Here is a 16,997-nt window from a genome sequence, read left to right on the forward strand (position 1 = left end):
CTATCTCTATAGCAAAGACCGCCGCTCGGCGGGAAGATTCCGCGCCCGATTGTTCCGCAAGCGGTTACTGACGCGTATCGGGTGTCGGCGGCTGGACCGTCTGGGTGGCACAGAGGGCCTCGGCATCCACCGGGTCGAAGTGGTACTGCGCGTTGCAGAACTCGCAGGTCACCTCGATCTTGCCCTGTTCCTCGATGATGCCGCGGATCTCGTCCTGCCCGAGGCCGCGCAGGGTCTCGGCCACCCGTTCGCGCGAGCAGGGACAATGGAACTGGACCGGGGTCCCGTCGAACAGGCGCACGCGCTCCTCGGCGAACAGCCGGCCGAGCAGCGTGCCGGCATCCAGCTCCAGCATCTCCTCGGGGGTGGTAGTATCGGCCAGGATGTTCGCGCGGTTCCAGTCCTCGGAGTCACGCGTGACTGCATGACCACCCTCGCCCGGTACCGCCTGCAGGAGCATCCCGGCCGCGGACTGGCCGTTGGCCGCGAGCCACAACCGGGTGGGCAGCTGCTCGGAACGCTCGAAGTAGACATTCATCGCATCCGCCAGGGTCTCGCCCTCCAGCTCGACCACGCCCTGGTAGCGCTCGCCGCCATCGCCCGGGTCCAGAGTCAGCATCAACCGGGCGTTGTCGCCGGCACACTGGGTCAGCGTCGCATCCTCGGGGGGTGTCTCGCGAAAGCGCGCCAGGCCGCGCAGCCGACCCTGGCCATCGGCCTGGGCCACGATCATGTGCACGGGACCGGTGCCGGTCACCTGCAGGATCAGCGAACCGTCGAACTTGAGCGTGGCGGCGGTCAACGCCACGGCCGCGTAGGCCTGGCCCAGCAGATCGCGCACCACCGGCGGATACTCGTGGCGTTCCAGCAGGGCCTGCCAGGCGGCATCCAGGTGCACCCACTCGCCGCGCACGCCGGCCTCCTCCAGCATGAAGCGGTGCAGGGTGTCGGTTTCACGCATGGAGTGCGCAGCCCTGCATCATCCGTCCAGCTTGGCCTTCAGGCGCTCGTTCACCTGGGCCGGGTTGGCCTTGCCCTGGGTGGCCTTCATCACCTGGCCGACAAAGAAGCCGAACAGCTTGTCCTTGCCACCGCGGTACTGCTCGAGCTGCTGCGGGTTGTTGGCCATGACCTCGTCGATGATCGCATCGATCGCGCCGGTGTCGGTGATCTGCTTGAGGCCCTTGGCCTCGATCACCGCGTCGGCATCGCCCTCGCCGTTCCACATCGCCTCGAAGACCTCCTTGGCGATCTTGCCGGAGATGGTCTCGTCCTGGATGCGCGCCAGCAGCCCGGCCAGGCCCTCGGCGTTCACCGGGGCGTCGGCCAGCTCAACCTCGGAGCGATTCATCGCCGCGGAGAACTCGCCCATCACCCAGTTGGCGGCGAGCTTGGGCGCTCCACAGCCGGCGGCCACAGCCTCGTAGAAGTCGCCCATCTCGCGCGCGGCGGTCAGCACACCGGCGTCGTAGTCGGACAGGCCATACTGCTCGACAAAGCGGGCGCGCTTGGCGTCCGGCAGCTCCGGCAGCTTCTCGCGCATCTGGTTCACGAACGCGGTATCCACCACCACCGGCAGCAGGTCCGGATCGGGGAAGTAACGGTAGTCGTTGGCCTCTTCCTTGGTGCGCATGGAGCGCGTCTCGTCGCGATCCGGGTCGTACAGGCGGGTCTCCTGAACCACGCTGCCACCACCCTCGATCACGTCGATCTGGCGCTCGATCTCGTGATTGATCGCGCGTTCGACGAAGCGGAAGGAGTTCAGATTCTTCAGCTCCGCGCGGGTGCCGAACTCGGTCTGTCCCTTGGGCCGGATCGAGACGTTCGCATCACAGCGGAAGCTGCCTTCCTGCATGTTGCCGTCGCAGATATCCAGGTACCGCACCAGCGAATGCAGCTTCTTCATGTAGGCGACGGCCTCTTTCGCCGAACGCAGCTCCGGCTCGGAAACGATCTCGATCAGCGGGGTACCGGCACGGTTGAGGTCGATGCCGGTCATCGACTCGAAGCCCTCGTGCAGGCTCTTGCCGGCGTCTTCCTCCAGGTGCGCGCGGGTCACCCCGATGCGCTTGATCGTGCCGTCCTCCAGCTCGATATCCAGATGCCCGCGGGCGACGATCGGCAGTTCGTACTGCGAGATCTGGTAGCCCTTGGGGAGGTCCGGGTAGAAGTAGTTCTTGCGCGCGAACACCGAACGCGGGGTGATCTCGGCGTCGATCGCCAGCCCCAGCATCACGGCCTTCTCCACCGCGCCCTGGTTCAGCACCGGCAGCACGCCAGGCATACCCAGATCCACCGCGCAGGCCTGGCGGTTGGGCTCGGCGCCATAGGCGGTCGGCGCCCCGGAGAAGATCTTGGAGACGGTGTTGAGCTGGGCGTGAATCTCCAGCCCGATGACGGTTTCCCATTCCATGCGGCGATCCTCAGGCGAAGGCCGCCGGCACACGGGTGTGCCAGTCGGTTTCTTGCTGGTACTGGTGGGCGACACCGAGCAGGCGCGCCTCGTCGAAGTAGTTGCCGATCAGCTGCAGGCCCACCGGCAGGCCGTCGATCTCGCCGGCCGGCAGCGACATCGCCGGCAGGCCCGCCAGGTTCGCGGCAATGGTGTAGATGTCCGACAGGTACATGCTGACCGGATCGGCCTTAGCCCCCAGCGCGAATGGCAACTCCGGCGTAGTCGGGCCGAGCAGGACGTCGACGTCCTCGAAGGCGTTGCGGAAGTCGTCGGCGATGATGCGGCGGACCTTCTGCGCCTTCAGGTAGTAGGCGTCGTAGTAGCCGGCGGACAGCACGTAGGTGCCGACCATGATGCGGCGCTTCACCTCGTCGCCGAACCCCTCCCCGCGCGAACGGGTGTAGAGGTCCATCAGATCCTCGGGGTTATCGCAGCGGTGGCCGTAGCGCACGCCGTCGAAGCGGGCGAGGTTCGAGGAACACTCGGCCGGGGCGACCACGTAGTAGGCCGGCACCGACAAGTGGCTGTTGGGCAGGCTCACCTCGCGGATCTCGGCACCGCGGCCCTTGAGCACCTCGACAGCCGCGTCGATCACGCCGCGCACCTTCTCGTCCAGGCCCTCGCCGAAGAACTCCTTCGGCAGGCCGATACGCAGACCCGTGAGGTCCTGGTTCAGACCGGCGGTGAAGTCCTCGGCCGGGCGCTCGACGCTGGTGGAGTCGCGCTCGTCGAAACCGGCCATGGCGTTCAGCATCAGACCGCAGTCCTCGGCGGTCACGGCCATCGGCCCACCCTGGTCGAGACTGGAGGCAAAGGCGATCATGCCGTAGCGCGACACGCGCCCGTAGGTCGGCTTGAGCCCGGTAATGCCGCAGAACGCGGCCGGCTGACGGATCGAGCCGCCGGTATCGGTCCCGGTCGCCCCCGGCACCAGACGCGCGCCCACCGCCGCGGCGGAGCCGCCGGACGAGCCGCCCGGGACACGCTCGGTATCCCAGGGGTTGCGCACCGGGCCGTAGAAACTGGTCTCGTTGGACGAGCCCATCGCGAACTCGTCCATATTTGTCTTGCCGAGCATCACCGCCCCGGCTGCGTTCATGCGCTCGACAACGGTGGCGTTGTAGGGCGAGACAAACGGATCGAGCATGCGCGAGCCGCAGGAGGTGCGCACGCCCTCGGTGCAGAAAATGTCTTTCTGCGCAACCGGCACGCCCAGCAGCGGCGTCTGCTCGCCATTGGCCAGACGCGCGTCGGCCGCTTCGGCCTGCGCCAGCGCGGACTCGGCGGTCACGGTAATAAAACTGTTGAGCTGCGGATCGAGGCGCTCGATCCGGTCCAGATACAGCCGGGTCAGCTCGCGCGAGCTGATCTCGCGGGCCTGAAGCTTGCGCACCCAACCGGACAGGGTTTCCTGGGACATGGTTTCGAGAACTCTTGTCGACAAAAAGCGTGATGAATTCGGCGGAATCGTACCGGTGACGCCGGCGGGTTACTCGATGACGCGCGGCACCAGGTAGAGCCCACCCTCGACGGCCGGCGCAATCGCCTGAAATCCCTCGCGATTATCGGTCTCGGTGACGGCGTCCGGGCGCAGGCGCTGTTCGGCGTCCAGCGGGTGGGCCATGGGTTCCACACCGTCGATGGGGGCGCCGTCGAGCTGCTCGACGAAGGCAAAAATATCGCTCAGACCGCCGGCAAACTCGCGGGCCTGCTCGTCGCTCATGGCCAGACGAGCGAGATGCGCGATGCGCTGAACTTCGGAGGCTTCTACAGACATGATCGGCAAGGACCCCTGTATCAGTCGATGGTGATGCGGGATGCGGCCGGCAAAGTTACCACAAAGCCGTTATTGCCCAAACCCCGGGCAGTTGCTAGAGTCTCGGGCTTTCCCGCCCGACCACCAACGCAGGTTTCCTCTTCATGTTCAAACGCCTCCTGGGGTTGTTCTCCAACGACATCTCCATCGACCTCGGCACCGCCAACACCCTTATTTATATGCGCGGCCAGGGGATCGTCCTGAACGAGCCGTCCGTGGTTGCCATCCGGCAGGACCGGGGGCCCGGAGGCCCACGCTCCATTGAAGCCGTGGGGATCGAGGCGAAGAAGATGCTTGGCCGCACGCCTGAGCACGTGGTGACGATCCGCCCGATGAAGGACGGCGTGATCGCCGACTTCACCACCACCGAGAAGATGCTGCAGTACTTCATCAAGAAGGTGCACGAGCGCCGGATCTTCCGCCCCAGCCCGCGGGTACTGGTCTGCGTGCCCTGCGGCGCGACCCAGGTAGAGCGCCGCGCGATCCGCGAATCCGCGTTCGGCGCCGGGGCACGCAAGGTCTACCTGTTGCAGGAACCGGTGGCGGCCGCGATCGGCGCCGGCATCCCGCTGGATGAGGCGGTCGGGTCCATGGTGCTGGACATCGGCGGCGGGACCTCCGAGGTCGCGGTGCTGTCGATGAACGGCATCGTCTACTCCGAGTCCGTGCGCATCGGCGGTGACACCTTCGACGAGGCAATCATGTCGTATGTACGCCGCAACTACGGCGTGCTGATTGGCGAAGCCACCGCCGAGCGCATCAAGCATGCGGTCGGCTCCGCCTATCCGGGCAAGGAGTTGCTGGAGATCGAGGTCAAGGGCCGCAACCTGGCCGAGGGCGTGCCGCGTTCGTTCACGCTGAACTCCAACGAGATCCTCGAGGCCCTGCAGGACCCGCTGTACGGGATCGTCTCCGCCGTGCGCACCGCACTGGAACAGACCCCGCCGGAACTGGGCTCCGATGTCGCCGAGCGCGGCATTGTGCTGACCGGCGGCGGCGCGCTGCTGCAGCAGATCGATCGCCTGCTGATGGAAGAGACTGGCATCCCGGTGGTCATCGCCGACGATCCGCTGACCTGCGTGGCGCGTGGCGGCGGCCGCGTACTGGAGATGCTCGACGAGAAGCAGGTGGACTTCCTGTCCATGGAGTAGACTCCGGGCTGGATCGGGGGATGGGGCGTCGCCCCGCATCCTGGGAATTTGGCGGGGCTCTTCCCATCGCACCTGCCAACCGTGGCGCGCCCCTGACCCAATCACGACCCGCAACCGGAGGTTAAGCCATCAGCAAGCCGCTGTTCAGACTGGGTGTATCGCCCACTCTGCGCCTGCTCGCGGTGATCCTGCTGGGTGTGGCGCTAATGGCGCTGGATCACCGACTGAACGAGCTGCAGACCGTGCGCAATGCACTGTCCACGGTGGCCTATCCCCTGCAGGTCGCGGTCGATGCGCCGATCCGGGCAGGCAGCCGGCTGCTCGAATCCTTCACCAGCCGCGAAGACCTGATTACCGAGAACCGCATCCTGCGCGAAGAAAACGCGGAGCTGCGGGCCCGACAACTGCGCTTCGATGCACTGCAGATGGAAAACGACCGCCTGCGCGCACTCCTGAATACTGCCGAACGCGCACAAGAGCGCGTCGAGATCGCCAAGCTCCTGGCCGTGGACCTGGACCCCTTCCGCCAGCAGATCGTACTCAGCAAGGGCAACCGACACGGTGTCTACCCGGGGCAGCCGGTCATCCACCCCGATGGCGTGATCGGACAGGTCCTGTCCACCCAAATGGCCAGCTCCACCGCGCTGCTGATCTCCGACCCCGGCCACGCCCTGCCTGTGCTCAGTGCCCGTACCGGCCTGCGCGGCATTGTCGTCGGCACCGGCAACCCGCGGCGCCTCGAAATGCGACACGTCCCGCCCCAGGAGGACATCGAGGAGGGCGATCTCCTGCTGACCTCCGGGCTCGGTGGACGTTTCCCGCCGGACTACCCGGTCGCCCGAGTGATCTCGGTCGAACGCCAGCCGGGGCAACCGTTTCTTGATATCCAGGCCGAGCCTCTGGCGGCCCTGGATCGCTCGCGCGAGGTCCTGCTGCTGTGGACCAGCGAACATCCGGACGCGGACACCGATGCCCACCCGGAAGAAGAAGGGGAAACGACCGAGCGTGAAGCAGAACCGGAGGGCGAGGCCGATATGCCGGAGGCGGCTGACAACCCATGAATCGCGCGCTGGGCATCCCCTGGCTGATCGCCCTGACCCTGGTCGTCGCGCTGGCCCTGTCCATCGTGCCCATCCCCGATGCACTGCCCCCGGCCCGGCCTGAATGGCTCCTGCTGGCGCTGGTGTACTGGATCATGGCCTTCCCCCAGCGCTTCGGGGTGCTGACGGCCTTTATCATGGGGCTGCTACTGGACGCCCTGTACGGCCAGCTGCTCGGGCAGAACGCCATCGCCCTGGCGGTGGTAGCGTACATCGTGCTGCAGATTCATCCACGCCTGCGGGTTTACCCCGTCTGGCAACAGGCCATCGTGGTGGCCGTCCTCACGGCGCTGTACAAGCTCCTGGCCCTGTGGCCGCAGGGTGCGATTGGACTGCCACCCGGCAGCGCCTGGTACTGGGCGCCAGTGGCGACCAGCGCACTGGTCTGGCCGTTGATCTTCGTGCTGCTAAGGGACATGCGTCGGCGCTGGCTGCTCCACCTGAGCTGAACACGAGCCACCCGTTCTGGTCGAACGCCCCCAAAAGCCACTCGTGCGCGAACGTGTACATTGATCAGTAGTTCACTAACGAATGGAGAGACACACCATGGACCCGAAGACCCGCACCGAAATCGAGGCCGCCGTATTCCAGCGGCTGCTGCAGCATCTTGATGAGCGCAAGGATGTGCAGAACATCGACCTGATGAATCTCGCCGGCTTCTGCCGCAACTGTCTGTCCAAGTGGTACGTCGCGGCGGCCGAGGAACGCGGTGAGTCGATCGACTACGAGGGGGCCCGCGAGATCGTCTACGGCATGCCCTACAGCGAATGGAAGGAGCGCTACCAGAAGGAAGCAACCACCGAGCAGAAGGCGGCATTCGAGGCGAGCCAGAAATCGAGCCATGCATGACCACGGGCTGATCGAGACGCCCGAGGCCCTGCAGGCGTTCCTCGATTCCATCGCCGGGACGGACTGGATCGCGCTGGACACCGAGTTCCTGCGCGAGAAGACCTACTACCCGCAGCTCTGCCTGGTGCAGGCCGCCACGCTGGATCAGCTCGCCTGCATCGACCCGCTGCGTCTCGACATTCAGCAGCTCGCCCCCCTGTTCCGGGACCCGGGCATTACCAAGGTCTTCCACGCCGCCTCGCAGGACATGGAGTTGCTGTATCGCGAGCTGGGATTTGTGCCCAGCCCTGTGTTCGACACCCAGATTGCGGCCAGCATGCTCGGCTACGGCGAGCAGGTCGGCTATGCCAACCTGGTCAAGAACGTGCTCGATCGCGATCTCGACAAGAGCCAGACCCGGACCGACTGGTCCCGGCGCCCTCTGAGCGCGGACCAGATCCGCTATGCCGCCGACGACGTCCGCCACCTCGCGACACTGTTCAACCGCCTGCTGCACGAGCTGGATACCCACGACCGCATGCACTGGCTGCGCCCGGAGATGGAGGCGCTCAGCAATCCGGCCCTGTACGAACCGGACCCGGAGCAAAGCTGGCAGCGCGTATCGGGCGTCAAGCGGCTGAAGCCCAAAGAGCGCGCGGTACTCAAGTGCGTCGCGGCCTGGCGCGAGCGTACCGCGCAAAGCAGCAATCGTCCCCGGCGCTGGGTGCTGTCCGATGACCTCCTGCTGGATATCGCCCGCCGCACACCCGACGATGCCCAGGGCCTGCGCGAATTGCGCCAGTTCCCCGGCGGGATGAAGCCGGAACACATTGAATCGCTTCTGGCCGCCATCAGCGAAGGACAGGCCCTGCCGCGCGAACAATGGCCGCAGTTGCCGGAGAAACCACGCCTGGACGAGCGTGAAGAGGTACTGGTCGATATCGGCATGGCGCTGCTGCGCGAATGTGCACGCGAACACCAGATCAGCGCCGCAGCGATCGCGCAACGCAAAGATGTGATCGAACTGCTGAAGAGCGACGGCACGAATGGCCGCCTGGCGAGTGGATGGCGCCGGGAGATCGCGGGTCAGACCATCCAGCGCTGGTTCAGCGGCGAGAGCCGCCTGGTCTGCAGCCCGAGCGGGGGGCTTGAAATGGAACCGGCCAGCGACGACACGATTGCGGCGGAATAACCACCGCAATCGTTCGCAGTAGAAAACAGCTTACGCGGCGGACTTGTACACGCCGCGACGCGGCGACTTCAAACGGCCCTGGCGCTTCAGATAGGCCAGCGTCTGCGAGATGTTCTTGGTATCCAGGCCGGCCTTCTCGGCACGCTCCTTGATCTCCTTGGTGGCCATCTCGGACTTCTCCGCTACGATCTCGACCAGCTGCTGACTGACCGAGCTGCCGCCCCGGCCACCACGGCGACCACCACCAGCACGACCGACACGACCACCCAGCTCACGGATCTGGCGCTCAAGCTCGTTGAGTTCCTTGCGATGACGCGCGATCATCTCCTTGCGCTTTTCCATCAGCTTTTCGCGCTTCTTGCGGCGTTCGGCGTCCTGGCGCTCGGCTTCTTCCTTTTCCCGCTGACGGGCCAGTGCATACAGCTCTTCGGCGGAAAGTTCGGAGGCCTTCTTGCTATCCAGACTCATTACTCGTCTCCTCGTTCGGAACTTCTCAATGACCAGAACGGCTTCCAACCCCTCGCACGCCCTGGACGGCACATATTGCACGGGTGAATATGATAAAAATGGAAGTAAATTACAAGACCCGAGAAATAAACTAACACTCGAAGAGGAATCGAAAATCCGACAAAAGGTGTGCGACTTTTACATCAAGGCGCGCCCGGAACAGTCGAACACGACCCCCGAAGTTCTTTTTAACCTGCGGGGCAAAGCCGCCGGACAATGGCGGCTGCGCAACGGGCACGAGCAGCTACGGTTCAACCCCGAGGCGTTCTGTCAGGACTGGGATTCACACTTCCCGGATACCGTCGCCCACGAGGTGGCGCACTCACTCGTGTACCGGACGTTCGGGTTACGCCGCGTACGCCCGCACGGTCCGGAATGGCGGGCCTGGATGGAAGCATTCGGCTGCCAGCCACGCGTTACGCACAGCACCCCCCTGAAAGGCAGAAACGTCAGGACCTATACCTACCGTTGCGCCTGCCAGGCCCACGCGCTGAGTGCGCGTCGGCATTATCTGATTCAGCGGCGCCGATACCGCTATGAATGCCGAGAGTGCGGACAGCGGCTACGGCAGGAGAAATAAAGATCCATACAAAGCCTGGCGGGACGGTCAGCGCGCATCATGCATCCGGCTTTCCAACTCGACCAGGACGCGCTCCACTGCGCCACGCCCTTCCTCGATCACCGTGCGCGCCGCATCACCCATGGTTCTCCGACGCTCGGAGTCTCCCAGCAGGTCTGCGACGGCGCGGCCCAGCGCCTCGGCATCCTGCACACGCCACAACGCGCCTCGCTCCTCAAGGCGCTCGACGGCAAATGTAAAATGCTCGGTACTGGGCCCTACAAGCACCGGCCGTCCGAGTGCGGCGGGCTCGAGTACATTTTGCCCCCCCAGGGGAACCAGGCTGCCCCCGACAAAAGCGGCGTCCGCAGCACCCAGATAGGCCCCGATCTCGCCGATCGTATCGCCCACCAGCACATCAAGTGGCGGCCCCGGACATTGCGTGCGCCTCCCGACAGAAAACCCGGCTTGCCTGGCCGCCTCGAAAGCCACATCAAAGCGATCGCGATGGCGCGGCACCCAGAGCAACACGGCGTCGGGATAGGATTCGCGCACCACGCGATGGGCCTCGAGCACGGCCTCTTCCTCGCCTTCCCGCGTACTGACCGCCACCCAGACCGGCACGCCTTCAGGCGCAACGGACGCACGCAGATCCGCCGCCTGCTCATGGCCGGGCGGCAATGCGCGATCGAACTTCAGATTCCCCATCACCTGGACGCGCGTGTGCGGCGCCTCCAGCTCGCGAAAGCTCCGGGCGGCCGACTCGTCCTGGGCCAGGACCTTCTCGACACGCGCAAGGGTTTCCCGCACCAGTGGCTGCAGACGCCGGTACCGATTCAGCGACCGTGGCGACAGCCGCGCACTCACTACGCAAAGCGGAATACCGGCCTGGTCGCAGGCACGATACAGATTGGGCCAGAGCTCGGTCTCCACGATCAGCGCGACAACCGGACGAGTCCGCCGCAAGAATCGGCGAACGGCCCCGGGCAGGTCCAGCGGCAGATAGGCGTGCTGGACATCGCCCCCGAGGGCCGATTCCACCCGGGCGGCTCCCTCCGGTGTCGTGGTCGTCATCAGAAGCGCACGCCCCGGATAGCGGCTGCGCAAGGCACGTGCGAGCGGTACCGCCGCCTCCACCTCACCCACCGAGGCGGCATGGAGCCAGATGGAGCCGGGGGCCAGCGACTCCCCGGCCCCCAGCCATTCACGCCAGCGGGCCACCGGTACCGCGTTCGCCCGGGCGCGGCGCACCAGCCGCGCGAGCAAGGCCGGAGAAGCCAGTCGCAGGAGGGCCGTATAAAAAATATGGCGCATCGCGGCTAGCAGCTCAGCCGAGCCACGCAATGGCCTCGGGCAGGGTGCGGATACGGATGTCTCCGTCTTCAGCGGGCAGCGGTTCCGTCCCCAAGGGATCAAACAGCAATCGGGCGCCAACGCCGGCGCGCCGCGCCGCCTCGAGATCGGATGGGCGATCCCCTACGAGCACCGAAGCTGGTAGATCCAGATCCAGGTCATCCCGCGCTCGCAGCAGCATGCCCGGCTCCGGCTTGCGATCCGGACAGGCGCGACGATAGTCGGGCTGCGCATCATGGGGGTGATGGGGGCAATGGTAGACCGCCTCGATGCGGCCTCCGCGCTCGGCAAAGCGCTCGCGCATCCAGTCCGTCAGCTGGCGGAAATCGCTGTCACCGTAGTAGCCGCGGCCAATCCCGGACTGATTGGTGACGACCACCACCGGCCACTGACGGGCAGTGGCGGCTGCCACGAGCTCGAAGATGCCGGGGACGAACTCGACCTGATCGGGCCGATGCACATAGCCATGGTCGACATTAATCACCCCGTCGCGGTCGAGAAACAGGGCACGCGCACTCACGCCGACCCCGAACGTTCCTGATCGGCCACCAGCGCATCCTCGACGATCCCGCACAACAGATGCCCGATCAGCCCGTGGACCTCCTGCACCCGCGCGGTAGCGGCATCGGGCACCCGCAGCACATGATCTGCGGGATGTGCCTCTGGCAGCCCCTTCTCGCCGGTCAGGGCAACGGTGACCAGCCCACGCTTGCGCGCCATCCCGATGGCCTCGAGCACATTGGGCGAATGCCCGGATGTGCTGATCCCGACGAACACATCACCCGGCTGCCCCAGCGCCTCGACTTGACGCGAGAACACATGCTCGTAGCCAAAATCGTTGCCGATCGCCGTCAGCACCGAGGTGTCGGTCGTCAACGCGATCGCCGCCGCACCCGGGCGCACCGCCCGATAACGACAGACAATCTCCGCCGCGATGTGCTGCGCATCCGCCGCACTGCCGCCATTACCGGCCAGCAGCACCTTGCCGCCTTCGCGGATGCACTGCAGCCAGCGCTGCCCAACCGTCTCGACCTCGGCTACAAACGCCCGGTCCTCCGCCAGCCGCCCGAACAGCCGGCTGGCCGCCGTGAGCTCCTCGATGATTCCTTCCCGCACTTGCGCTCTCCGCCAGGGAAACACTGAACAATGTAAAAGGTCAGCGGGGCACGCCCGCCAATGCTGGGCAAAGTACACCGCGTATCCTCGAGGCCACAAGCAACCGCACGTCGCGGTATCACAGGGCCATGTACAATTTGGGAATGTTTCTCAGCGCCAGTCCGAGTTTCGTGCCAGCTGCAAGCCATATGCCGGGCAGCCTTGCCCCATGTTCCGCGGCCCCTGCCGCCCAGCAAGCCCCGGGGGCGACCGGGTGTGCTTTCGTGCTGGCCGGGGGATCGTGTTGAGTTCAAGCGGCGCCCACATCCCGGCTGTCCTGGTGGTCGGCCCGGCCTGGGTGGGTGACATGGTGATGGCCCAGAGCCTGTTCATGACGCTCAAGCAACGCGAACCCGCACCCGCTGTGGATGTGATTGCGCCCGCGTGGAGCCTGCCGATTCTGGAGCGCATGCCCGAGGTGCGCCGCCCCATTCCGCTGCCTGTGGGCCACGGGGAGCTTGCACTCGGCCGGCGCTGGCATCTAGGGCGTTCACTACGGGGCGCGAACTATCAGCAGGCGATCGTACTGCCGCGTTCAGCAAAGGCGGCATTGCCGGCCTTCGCCAGCGGGATACCCCGACGGACCGGTTACCGCGGCGAGTTCCGCTACGGCCTGCTCAACGACATCCGCCCACTGGACCGTCAGCGCCTGTATCGCACGGTCGATCGGTTCGTCGCGCTCGGGCACGCCCCGGATGCACCACAACCGCCCCCGATTCCGGAACCCAGGCTGGTGATCTCCGAACGCGGTCGGGACGAGGCACGCATTGCACTGGGACTGGGCAATCAGGACGCACCGGTCCTGGCACTCTGCCCCGGCGCGGAGTACGGCCCCTCCAAGCGCTGGCCTGCCGAGCACTATGCAGAAATTGCTCGGGCCCGCCTGACAGCAGGATGGCAGGTCTGGCTGTTCGGCTCGCAGAAGGACCGCCCAGTGACCCAGGCGATTGCGGAGGCCGCCCCGGGCTGCGCAGACCTGGCCGGGCGCACGCAGCTGGGCCAGGCGATTGACCTGCTTGCCTGCGCAGACCTGGTCATCACCAATGACTCGGGTCTCATGCACATTGCGGCGGCCACTGGCCGCCCGGTGATCGCTGTCTACGGGTCCTCCGACCCTGGCTACACGCCGCCGCTAACCTCCCGCCGGCGCATCCTGCATCTAGGTCTGGAATGCAGCCCCTGCTTTCAGCGCGAGTGCCCCCTGGGGCATTTGAACTGCCTGCGCAAGCTGACGCCCGACCAGGTACTGGAGGCCGCCGACGCCCTGCATGCGGAGAGGCACTGATGCATCTCGCATTCGTGTTGTTCAAGTACTTCCCGCATGGCGGGCTGCAGCGCAACTTCCGCCGAATCACCGAGCTCGCCCTGGAGCGCGGCCATCAGATCGACGTATTCACACTCGCCTGGGAGGGCTGGATCCCGGAGCACCCGCACCTGAAGCTGCATGTACTGCGGGTGCCTGGCTGGCGCAACCACACACGCTATCGCCATTTCGCCCGCCGCGTTCAATCGGAGGTCCAGGCACTACAGCCCGATCGCATCGTCGGGTTCAACAAGCTTCCCGGGCTGGATGTCTACTACAACGCAGACCCCTGCTTCATCGAACGGGCGCAGGCGCGCAGCCAGTTTTATCGCCTCTCCGGGCGCTACCGCGTACATGCGGCCCTTGAGCGGGCGGTCTTTCGCACCGAGGCGAACAACCACATCCTGCTGCTATCCGAGGCCGAGAAGCCCCTGTTCCAGCGCTGGTATGCGACTCCCGAGGACCGCTTCCACCTGATGCCACCGTATGTCTCGGCTGACCGCTTCGCCAATGCCGACACCCCGCAACGAAGGCGCGCTCTTCGCAAACAGCTCGGCCTTGGGGACGACTCGCTCATGCTCCTGATGGTTGGGTCGGACTTCCGACGCAAGGGTGTGGACCGCAGCATCCGGGCGCTGGCCGCCCTGCCGGACGGCATGCGGGAACAGGCATCGCTATACGTACTGGGCAAGGGGCGTGCGGCCCCACTGATGCGACTGGCCCGAAGTCTCGGTGTCTCGAGGCAGGTGCATTTCCTGCAGGGCCGCGACGACGTGGCCGACTTCCTGTTTGCAGCCGACCTGCTTCTGCACCCCGCCTACCAGGAGAACACCGGGACCGCGATCGTCGAGGCGATCGCGGCCGGTCTGCCCGCCCTGGTTACAGCCAATTGCGGATACGCCTTCCACGTCGAGCGCGCCAACTGTGGTGAGGTGCTGACCACGCCGTTCGAGCAGCCCATGATGGACGCCGCCCTGGCCCGCATGCTGAGCCAGCCCAAACTGCAGGCCTGGCGTGATGCGGCCCTGCGCTACAGCAAGCGCACCGAACTCGGCGCACGCGCCGAGCACGCGCTACGGGTCATCGAAGGCCCCCGCTATGGCGAGGTGGCGGCGTGAGCGTGCTCAGGCGCAATGAACTGGTGATGGACGATGCCTTCCACGCGGCGCTAACCGCACGCTACGGCCCGGGTGACCCCTTCGAGCAGGCCATGGCGCTGGATGGCGAGGTCGTCCGCAACGTCGACGGGCGGCGCACGTTCCGTTTCGAACTGGGCGGGCAGCCCTACTTCGCCAAGGTGCACAACGGCATGCCGTGGCGACGCATCCTGCGCAAGCTGAGCCAGTTCCGCATCCCGGTTCTGGGCGCCGCCCCTGAATGGCGCGCGATCCACCGCCTGCAGGAACTCGGCATCCCGACCACGCCTCCAGTCGCATTCGGCATCCGGCGCGGACTGAACCCGGCACGGGAACGCTCGTTCGTGATTACCCGCGACCTGGGGCGCACCCGCACCCTGGAACAGGAATGCCTGAGCTGGCCCGAACAGCCACCGGCCTTCGCCTTTCGCCTGCAGTTGACCCGAGAGGTCGCCCGCATTGCCCGCACCCTACACGGGAGCGGCATGAATCACCGCGACTTCTACCTGTGCCACTTCCGACTCGACCTGAACTCGAACGAGAACGCCATCCGGTCCGGCCGCATCCCGCCGCGCCTGCACCTGATGGATCTGCACCGCGTTCAGTTCCACGCCCGCCTGCCGGCCCGCGCGCAAATCAAGGATCTCGGAGGTCTGTACTTCTCCGCCATGGATATCGGCCTCAAGCCACGAGATATCCTCCGTTTCATGCGCCTCTATCATGGCACCAGACTCCGTGCCACCTTGCTGGAAAGACACACGCTCTGGGCTCGGGTGGCACAGCGAGCCCGAACGCAATACCGCAAAGAACACGGGCGCCTCCCATGTCATGGCTGATGCAATGGCTCGCAGGCATCGGGCGAGGTTCAAGCGTGAAAGGAGTCGCCCCTCTTGACGAAGACCTGAAGAACGCCGGCCTCACCCTCCTGGAAAACCAACCAAAGGCGGGCTGGACCGTCCTGGACAGCTCGGCGCAGGCCCGCGTCGCGCGCGGCCAGTGGCAAAGTCAGGCAGTTGTAATAAAGATCTTTCTTCCAAGGGGGCCATGGGAATCCGTCAAGTCCATCGGCCGGGGCAGTCGCGGCATGCGGGCCATTCGGCATGGGCGCCAAATGAGTGAAGATGGTTTCGATACACCACGCGCACTCGCCTATGGCTGGATCGGGGTGAACGAGTGCCTGGTAATGGAGGACATCAATGGGGCCAGCCTTTCACACCTGATCACTTCCCGCCATGGGGAACCGTTCCTGGCCATTGCGGACCGTCATCTTGTTCACCGCCGACTCGCAGAAACCGTTGCTCACCTCCATGAGTCCGGATGGACCCATGGCGACCTCCGACTTGGGAATATCCTCGTGTCACCCCCCTCCGCAACCGGACGGTTGGTGTTCCTGGACAACGAAAGAAGCAAAAAACATGGCAGACCATGTGACGGCCAGAAAAACCTGGTCCAACTCAACATGACTCATCCGTCTTTTCTGCCTCGAACCAGTCGTGTTCGGTTTCTGAGCCACTATGCAACACAGCGCGGCATGGGGCGGGTCGCATTCCGCCACCTTGCCATTCGGATTGCCCAGGCAACCGAGGCGCGCCACCAGGAACGGCTACGACGTGGTGGTTCCAAAGCGCGTTTTTCAGCCAAATAGCAATGAACTCGAACAGCCAAAGCATCCGGCTAACTTCCGGGTTTTGCGGTGCCGGCAATCCCGACCACCCTGTCGTGAAAGCGCTCCAGGCGGGGCACCCCGTACTCGACGGGGCTCGGCGCGAATGCCTGAAGACCAATGCCCAGGCCGAGAGCGGGCTCCTTTTCTCGGACTTCTCGCCCGACCCTGTCTTTTACAAGCGGTATCCATCCCGATGGAGAAACCGGATTCTTGGGCATCTTGGCATTCGCTCCCGTGCCCGCCGGGTTTGGGAGTTCTCGAACTACCTGAAAGGACATAACGCGCCGGTTGCCAAACCTCTGGCCTACCTGGACGGCTCGGCGGAAAGCTGGTTCTTCTGCGAGGCTCTGCCCCAACACCCAAGCCTGAATCAATGGCTAGAAGACGATGCGCTACCGGACGCGGCCCTACTCAGTGAACAGGCCGCTCAAGCGATCGCCACGTTGCACAACGCGGGGGTTGTACACCGTGATTTCAAGTGGGGAAACGTGCTGTTCTCAGCCACAGGAGACGTCATCATCGCCGACCTGGATGGCGCGCGGTTTCATCACCAGCCGCGCCGGGCGGATCTCGCCCGCGACCTAGCCCGTTTCGCCGTTAACGGGCTCGAGGTTGGCCTGACGCAAAGCTGGGCGCGGTCCTTCGTCGGCCGTTATTGCAAGATTCGCGGCATTCCCGTTGAACGACTTCTTCCCGCGGTCGCCCGCTCCGTCACCGTCATTAGCAAACGGCACCAGAAGCGCTATCGTCGCCCCCCTGTCAGCCTGACCTGAGCT

Annotated in this window: 19 protein-coding genes; 11 read left to right on the plus strand and 8 right to left on the minus strand. The window is 65.3% G+C overall.

The features are described from left to right. Window positions 1-64: 64 nt before the first annotated feature. From hslO to gatC, 4 genes are all read right to left on the minus strand, one after another. Window positions 65-961 carry an Hsp33 family molecular chaperone HslO gene (gene hslO, locus F579_RS0107465; RefSeq protein WP_019023753.1) on the minus strand — a complete coding sequence of 299 codons (897 nt, stop codon included), beginning with the start codon at window positions 959-961 and terminating at the stop codon, window positions 65-67. A gap of 18 nt (window positions 962-979) precedes the next feature. Further along, the gene (gatB, locus tag F579_RS0107470; RefSeq protein ID WP_019023752.1) at window positions 980-2,413 is read right to left on the minus strand and encodes an Asp-tRNA(Asn)/Glu-tRNA(Gln) amidotransferase subunit GatB; all 1,434 of its coding nucleotides are present in this window, start codon (window positions 2,411-2,413) and stop codon (window positions 980-982) included. Window positions 2,414-2,423: 10 nt separating this feature from the next. Beyond that, window positions 2,424-3,875 carry an Asp-tRNA(Asn)/Glu-tRNA(Gln) amidotransferase subunit GatA gene (gatA, locus tag F579_RS0107475; RefSeq protein ID WP_019023751.1) on the minus strand — a complete coding sequence of 484 codons (1,452 nt, stop codon included), beginning with the start codon at window positions 3,873-3,875 and terminating at the stop codon, window positions 2,424-2,426. A 69-nt stretch (window positions 3,876-3,944) separates the two neighbouring features. Further along, window positions 3,945-4,232, minus strand: a complete 288-nt coding sequence (gatC, locus tag F579_RS0107480) for an Asp-tRNA(Asn)/Glu-tRNA(Gln) amidotransferase subunit GatC (RefSeq protein ID WP_019023750.1) — start codon at window positions 4,230-4,232, stop codon at window positions 3,945-3,947. A 143-nt stretch (window positions 4,233-4,375) separates the two neighbouring features. Here gatC and F579_RS0107485 point away from each other — a divergent pair, with 143 nt between their 5' ends. From F579_RS0107485 to rnd, 5 genes are all read left to right on the plus strand, one after another. After that, window positions 4,376-5,422 (plus strand): rod shape-determining protein, encoded by a 1,047-nt coding sequence (locus tag F579_RS0107485; RefSeq protein ID WP_012981744.1) that lies wholly within the window; start codon window positions 4,376-4,378, stop codon window positions 5,420-5,422. Between the two features lie 128 nt (window positions 5,423-5,550). Next, the gene (gene mreC, locus F579_RS0107490; RefSeq protein WP_155984985.1) at window positions 5,551-6,483 is read left to right on the plus strand and encodes a rod shape-determining protein MreC; all 933 of its coding nucleotides are present in this window, start codon (window positions 5,551-5,553) and stop codon (window positions 6,481-6,483) included. Beyond that, a complete protein-coding gene (gene mreD, locus F579_RS0107495) occupies window positions 6,480-6,971 on the plus strand; it encodes a rod shape-determining protein MreD (RefSeq protein WP_019023748.1) in 492 nt (163 codons plus the stop codon). Before mreC ends, mreD begins: the two co-directional genes overlap by 4 nt. 97 nt (window positions 6,972-7,068) lie before the next feature. After that, a complete protein-coding gene (locus F579_RS0107500; protein WP_019023747.1) occupies window positions 7,069-7,371 on the plus strand; it encodes a DUF1244 domain-containing protein in 303 nt (100 codons plus the stop codon). Further along, on the plus strand, window positions 7,364-8,542 hold the full coding sequence (rnd, locus tag F579_RS0107505; RefSeq protein ID WP_019023746.1) for a ribonuclease D: 1,179 nt from the start codon (window positions 7,364-7,366) through the stop codon (window positions 8,540-8,542). Before F579_RS0107500 ends, rnd begins: the two co-directional genes overlap by 8 nt. A 30-nt stretch (window positions 8,543-8,572) precedes the next feature. Here the strand turns inward: rnd and F579_RS0107510 are convergent, their stop codons facing one another. Further along, complete coding sequence (locus F579_RS0107510) at window positions 8,573-9,010, minus strand: hypothetical protein (protein ID WP_018137963.1); 438 nt, start codon at window positions 9,008-9,010, stop codon at window positions 8,573-8,575. A 28-nt stretch (window positions 9,011-9,038) separates the two neighbouring features. Between F579_RS0107510 and F579_RS15015 the strand changes: the two genes are divergently transcribed. Beyond that, window positions 9,039-9,629 carry a SprT-like domain-containing protein gene (locus tag F579_RS15015; RefSeq protein WP_081616907.1) on the plus strand — a complete coding sequence of 197 codons (591 nt, stop codon included), beginning with the start codon at window positions 9,039-9,041 and terminating at the stop codon, window positions 9,627-9,629. 27 nt (window positions 9,630-9,656) lie between these two features. On the opposite strand, the gene waaA is transcribed toward F579_RS15015, so the two are convergent. Genes waaA through F579_RS0107525 form a run of 3 tightly spaced genes read right to left on the minus strand, consistent with a single transcriptional unit; the run spans window position 9,657 to window position 12,077 of the window. Further along, window positions 9,657-10,922, minus strand: coding sequence for a lipid IV(A) 3-deoxy-D-manno-octulosonic acid transferase (gene waaA, locus F579_RS0107515; RefSeq protein ID WP_019023745.1), 1,266 nt, complete (start codon window positions 10,920-10,922; stop codon window positions 9,657-9,659). A gap of 13 nt (window positions 10,923-10,935) precedes the next feature. After that, on the minus strand, window positions 10,936-11,481 hold the full coding sequence (locus tag F579_RS0107520) for a D-glycero-beta-D-manno-heptose 1,7-bisphosphate 7-phosphatase (RefSeq protein ID WP_019023744.1): 546 nt from the start codon (window positions 11,479-11,481) through the stop codon (window positions 10,936-10,938). Beyond that, window positions 11,478-12,077, minus strand: a complete 600-nt coding sequence (locus F579_RS0107525) for a D-sedoheptulose 7-phosphate isomerase (protein WP_019023743.1) — start codon at window positions 12,075-12,077, stop codon at window positions 11,478-11,480. Before F579_RS0107525 ends, F579_RS0107520 begins: the two co-directional genes overlap by 4 nt. A 280-nt stretch (window positions 12,078-12,357) precedes the next feature. On the opposite strand from F579_RS0107525, the gene waaF reads away from it, so the two are divergent. Genes waaF through F579_RS15025 form a run of 5 tightly spaced genes read left to right on the plus strand, consistent with a single transcriptional unit; the run spans window position 12,358 to window position 16,994 of the window. Then, window positions 12,358-13,401, plus strand: coding sequence for a lipopolysaccharide heptosyltransferase II (gene waaF / locus F579_RS0107530; protein ID WP_026300998.1), 1,044 nt, complete (start codon window positions 12,358-12,360; stop codon window positions 13,399-13,401). Continuing rightward, a complete protein-coding gene (locus F579_RS0107535; RefSeq protein WP_019023741.1) occupies window positions 13,401-14,537 on the plus strand; it encodes a glycosyltransferase family 4 protein in 1,137 nt (378 codons plus the stop codon). Before waaF ends, F579_RS0107535 begins: the two co-directional genes overlap by 1 nt. After that, a complete protein-coding gene (gene rfaP / locus F579_RS0107540) occupies window positions 14,534-15,391 on the plus strand; it encodes a lipopolysaccharide core heptose(I) kinase RfaP (RefSeq protein WP_026300997.1) in 858 nt (285 codons plus the stop codon). Before F579_RS0107535 ends, rfaP begins: the two co-directional genes overlap by 4 nt. After that, window positions 15,379-16,200 (plus strand): lipopolysaccharide kinase InaA family protein, encoded by an 822-nt coding sequence (locus F579_RS15020; protein WP_081616908.1) that lies wholly within the window; start codon window positions 15,379-15,381, stop codon window positions 16,198-16,200. The genes rfaP and F579_RS15020 overlap by 13 nt, the downstream gene beginning before the upstream one ends. Before the next feature lie 2 nt (window positions 16,201-16,202). Beyond that, the gene (locus tag F579_RS15025) at window positions 16,203-16,994 is read left to right on the plus strand and encodes a lipopolysaccharide kinase InaA family protein (RefSeq protein ID WP_081616909.1); all 792 of its coding nucleotides are present in this window, start codon (window positions 16,203-16,205) and stop codon (window positions 16,992-16,994) included. Window positions 16,995-16,997 lie beyond the last annotated feature (3 nt).

Origin of the sequence: Thioalkalivibrio sp. ALJ21 (genome assembly GCF_000378605.1) — a bacterium.
Lineage (GTDB): Bacteria > Pseudomonadota > Gammaproteobacteria > Ectothiorhodospirales > Ectothiorhodospiraceae > Thioalkalivibrio.

Coding starts and splice junctions, on each gene's coding strand:
- hslO (WP_019023753.1), bottom strand. CDS start 961: ATGCGTGAAACCGACACCCTGCACCGCTTCATGCTGGAGGAGGCCGGC.
- gatB (WP_019023752.1), bottom strand. CDS start 2,413: ATGGAATGGGAAACCGTCATCGGGCTGGAGATTCACGCCCAGCTCAAC.
- gatA (WP_019023751.1), bottom strand. CDS start 3,875: ATGTCCCAGGAAACCCTGTCCGGTTGGGTGCGCAAGCTTCAGGCCCGC.
- gatC (WP_019023750.1), bottom strand. CDS start 4,232: ATGTCTGTAGAAGCCTCCGAAGTTCAGCGCATCGCGCATCTCGCTCGT.
- F579_RS0107485 (WP_012981744.1), top strand. CDS start 4,376: ATGTTCAAACGCCTCCTGGGGTTGTTCTCCAACGACATCTCCATCGAC.
- mreD (WP_019023748.1), top strand. CDS start 6,480: ATGAATCGCGCGCTGGGCATCCCCTGGCTGATCGCCCTGACCCTGGTC.
- F579_RS0107500 (WP_019023747.1), top strand. CDS start 7,069: ATGGACCCGAAGACCCGCACCGAAATCGAGGCCGCCGTATTCCAGCGG.
- rnd (WP_019023746.1), top strand. CDS start 7,364: ATGCATGACCACGGGCTGATCGAGACGCCCGAGGCCCTGCAGGCGTTC.
- F579_RS0107510 (WP_018137963.1), bottom strand. CDS start 9,010: ATGAGTCTGGATAGCAAGAAGGCCTCCGAACTTTCCGCCGAAGAGCTG.
- F579_RS15015 (WP_081616907.1), top strand. CDS start 9,039: ATGACCAGAACGGCTTCCAACCCCTCGCACGCCCTGGACGGCACATAT.
- waaA (WP_019023745.1), bottom strand. CDS start 10,922: ATGCGCCATATTTTTTATACGGCCCTCCTGCGACTGGCTTCTCCGGCC.
- F579_RS0107535 (WP_019023741.1), top strand. CDS start 13,401: ATGCATCTCGCATTCGTGTTGTTCAAGTACTTCCCGCATGGCGGGCTG.
- F579_RS15020 (WP_081616908.1), top strand. CDS start 15,379: ATGTCATGGCTGATGCAATGGCTCGCAGGCATCGGGCGAGGTTCAAGC.
- F579_RS15025 (WP_081616909.1), top strand. CDS start 16,203: ATGAACTCGAACAGCCAAAGCATCCGGCTAACTTCCGGGTTTTGCGGT.